Source organism: Vibrio sp. Vb0304, assembly GCF_033338995.1.
Taxonomy (GTDB): Bacteria; Pseudomonadota; Gammaproteobacteria; order Enterobacterales; family Vibrionaceae; genus Vibrio; species Vibrio alginolyticus.
The window spans coordinates 1-3,846 of record NZ_JAWOTT010000049.1 but is presented as its reverse complement, the minus strand read 5'-3'; the positions used below and the strand labels follow the sequence as shown (position 1 = coordinate 3,846).

Genomic DNA, 3,846 nt, shown 5'->3' with positions numbered 1-3,846 from the left:
TTCACTTTGTATAGTGGTGGCTGAGCGATGTACACATAGCCACGCTCGATAAGCTCTGGCATTTGACGGTAGAAGAAGGTCAACAGTAGCGTACGGATGTGCGAACCATCGACATCGGCATCGGTCATGATGATGATGTTGTGGTAACGAAGCTTGTCCGGGTTGTACTCGTCACGACCGATACCACAACCAAGTGCAGTGATCAGCGTTGCTACTTCTTGCGAAGACAGCATCTTGTCGAAACGCGCTTTTTCTACGTTAAGAATCTTACCTTTTAGCGGTAGGATTGCTTGGTTCTTACGGTTACGGCCTTGTTTTGCGGAGCCGCCTGCCGAATCACCCTCCACTATGTATAGTTCAGAGAGTGCCGGATCTTTTTCCTGACAGTCTGCAAGTTTACCTGGAAGGCCAGCTAGGTCTAGTGCACCTTTACGGCGCGTCATTTCACGAGCTTTACGCGCTGCTTCACGAGCACGTGCTGCATCGATGATTTTCGAACAAACCATCTTCGCTTCTGTCGGGTTCTCAATCAGAAACTCAGACAGTTTTTCACCCATTGCAGACTCAACAGCTGATTTCACTTCAGAAGAAACCAGTTTGTCTTTTGTTTGGCTTGAGAACTTAGGATCAGGCACTTTCACCGAAACAACCGCAGTTAGACCTTCACGCGCATCGTCGCCTGAAGTCGCTGTTTTCGCTTTCTTCGAGAAACCTTCTTTATCCATAAAGCTGTTCAATGTACGTGTTAGCGCAGCACGGAAACCAGCAAGGTGAGTACCACCATCACGCTGTGGGATATTGTTGGTAAAGCAGAAGATGTTCTCTTGGAAACCATCGTTCCATTGCATCGCCACTTCAACTGAAATGCCGTCTTCACGCTCAGAGTTAAAGTGGAAGATTTTTTCGATGATTGGCGTTTTGTTGGTGTTTAGGTGATCAACGAACGCTTGAATACCACCTTCATACATGAAGTGATCATGTTTGTCCGCTTCACGTTCATCAACCAATTTGATCGACACACCAGAGTTCAGGAATGACAGTTCACGCAGGCGTTTCGCCAGAATGTCATAGTGGAACTCAGTGTTAGAGAACGTTTCGGCACTTGGCCAGAAACGAATTTGTGTACCGGTTTTATCCGTATCACCCACAACAGCTAGTGGCGCTTGAGGCTCACCATGGCGGTAGGTTTGCGTATGGATATGGCCACCACGATGAATCGTTAGCTCAACTTTCTCTGATAGTGCGTTTACTACTGAAACACCTACCCCGTGAAGACCACCCGATACTTTGTATGAGTTATCGTCGAACTTACCACCCGCGTGAAGAACCGTCATGATTACTTCTGCTGCAGAGACATTTTCCTCTGAGTGGATTTCTGTTGGAATGCCACGACCATCATCGCTAACGGAAACCGAGTTATCCTCATGAATTGTCACAACGATGTCTTTACAGTGACCTGCCAACGCTTCATCAATTGAGTTATCCACCACCTCGAAAACCATGTGGTGAAGGCCGGTGCCGTCGTCCGTATCGCCGATGTACATTCCTGGACGCTTACGTACCGCATCCAGACCCTTCAGTACCTTAATACTCGATGAATCGTAATTTTCAGACATGAGTTTCTCTCTTCTAGTTTGACTCTATCCTGCCATGTTCCACATGAAACAATTTACCGTTATCGTCCAACATATCGGCGATTTGGCTTTCAGTGATAGAGCTTACAAATACTTGTGCGCCCGTCTCTTTTAAGCAGTCAGCAAGACGCTTGCGACGTTGGCTATCTAATTCCGACGCGAAGTCATCAATTAGGTAAATGCATTGTTTACCGGCCATCTCTGTCAGGTGTTGCCCTTGCGCTACACGCAATGCACACACCATGAGTTTTAATTGACCGCGTGACAGAACATCTTCAACGGGCGTTCCGTTCACTTTAATGCGCAAATCAGCTTTGTTTGGGCCACTAAAGGTGTATCCCAATGCCTGATCACGCTCAAAATTCTTTTCTAGTATCTCGTGGTATGGAGTGTCTTTATCCCAGCCACGATAATACTTCAATTGGATCTCAAATTCTGGCAAAAATGTCTGACAGATAGTTTCTGCGACAGTTTTCATCTGCTCGATGTAACTTGCTCGCCATTGGCTGATGTTTTCAGCCAATCCTGCCATTTCCTGATCCCAATAACTGAGCTCACGATAACTATTGGCGGTTTTCAACAACGCGTTGCGCTGCTTGTTCAGGCGCTTGAACCTTCCCCATGCTTGATAAAAAGCGGGCTCGGTATGAAACACGCCCCAATCAATAAACGCACGACGATGTTTAGGGCCATCTGTCAGTAAATCAAACCCTTCTGGGTGTATCAACTGCAGAGGCAGAACTTGTGCCAACTGCGCTAATTTTTGTCCAGATTGACCGCCTATTTTAACCTCTGTTGAGCCATCACGCTGCTTATTAATGCCGATAGGTAGCTCAAATTGATCCGAGTTCAAAAAACGACCATGAACAAACAGTTCGTCACACTCATTTTGTATCACTCGTCCGGTGAGAGAGCTCTTGAATGAGCGGCCATGCCCGAGCAGATAAACCGCTTCTAAGACACTGGTTTTACCGCTGCCGTTCGGCCCGATAAGAAAGTTAAAGCCTGCTGATAACTCAATATCACAGGCTTTAATGTTTCGAAACTGCTGAATGATGAGACGAGAAAGAGGCATTCAGTTGGCTTATAGACGAATTGGCATCACCACGTACATGGCACTGTCATCGTCGGCATTTTCAATCAACGCGCTAGCGTTAGCATCCGACATCGACACACGTACATTTTCACAACGCAACGTGTTCAGAACATCAAGCACATAGCTTACGTTAAAGCCGATTTCGATGGCGTCACCTTCAAAGGTTACATCAAGCATCTCTTCCGCTTCTTCTTGTTCTGGGTTATTCGCGGTTATGCGCATTTCAGTATCAGCCAGATTCACACGCACGCCACGGAATTTTTCGTTGGAAAGAATAGCAGCACGAGAGAAGGCTTGGCGCAACTCGTCACAACTTGCTATTAGTGTCTTATTGGTGCTCTGAGGCAATACACGGCGGTAGTCAGGGAAACGACCATCAACCAACTTAGAGGTAAAAGTAAAGTTATTCACCTCAGCACGAACATTGGAGCTACCGATCTGAAGTACTACGGGCTGCTCTGGCGCATCCATCAACTTTACTAATTCTTGCACACCTTTGCGTGGCACGATGATTTGCTTCTGCGCAAAGTCCGCACCTAGCTGAGTTTGCGATACCGCCATACGGTGGCCGTCCGTCGCTACGCTGCGTAGCGTGGTGCCGTCAATTTCAAACAACATGCCGTTGAGGTAGTAACGAACGTCTTGATTCGCCATCGAGAACTGAGTTTTGTCGATCAGCGTACGTAAATCAGCTTGGCTCAGTGATACTTCCACTTCACTTTGCCAGTCTTCAATATTAGGGAAATCGTTTGCAGGAAGCGTTGCCAACGAGAAACGGCTGCGACCAGAGCGAACTTGTACGCGATCACCTTCTAATACAAATGTGATGATCGCATCGTCCGGTAAACCACGACAGATATCGAGAAACTTACGCGAAGGAACGGTAATGCTGCCCGCTTCAAAATCACCTTCTAGCGTCACTTTGCTTACTAACTCTACTTCAAGATCGGTTGCCGTCATCGACAATACGTTCTCTTCTACTTTAAGAAGTAGGTTACCCAGGATTGGCAGAGTTGGTCGGCCACCTAAAGCGCCCGAAACCTGCTGTAGCGGTTTGATTAAATGACTACGTTCAATGGTAAATTTCATGCTTGGCTCTTTACGCTGTCAGCTCAA

At 47.0% G+C, this 3,846-nt stretch carries 3 protein-coding genes; all 3 read right to left on the bottom strand.

The annotated features are described in order from the left end of the window. Positions 1–1,616: DNA topoisomerase (ATP-hydrolyzing) subunit B (gyrB, locus tag R7P35_RS23540; protein WP_318092725.1), on the bottom strand; the 1,616-nt coding region annotated here is incomplete at its 3' end. 13 nt (positions 1,617–1,629) lie between these two features. Continuing rightward, entirely contained in the window at positions 1,630–2,709 is a 1,080-nt protein-coding gene (gene recF / locus R7P35_RS23535) for a DNA replication/repair protein RecF (RefSeq protein WP_005378839.1), read from the bottom strand. A gap of 9 nt (positions 2,710–2,718) precedes the next feature. After that, the gene (gene dnaN / locus R7P35_RS23530; RefSeq protein ID WP_005394106.1) at positions 2,719–3,819 is read right to left on the bottom strand and encodes a DNA polymerase III subunit beta; all 1,101 of its coding nucleotides are present in this window, start codon (positions 3,817–3,819) and stop codon (positions 2,719–2,721) included. Positions 3,820–3,846: the final 27 nt, after the last annotated feature.

Excerpts from the sequence above, each read along its gene's own strand:
- recF (WP_005378839.1), bottom strand. The coding sequence starts at position 2,709 with ATGCCTCTTTCTCGTCTCATCATTCAGCAGTTTCGAAACATTAAAGCC.
- dnaN (WP_005394106.1), bottom strand. The coding sequence starts at position 3,819 with ATGAAATTTACCATTGAACGTAGTCATTTAATCAAACCGCTACAGCAG.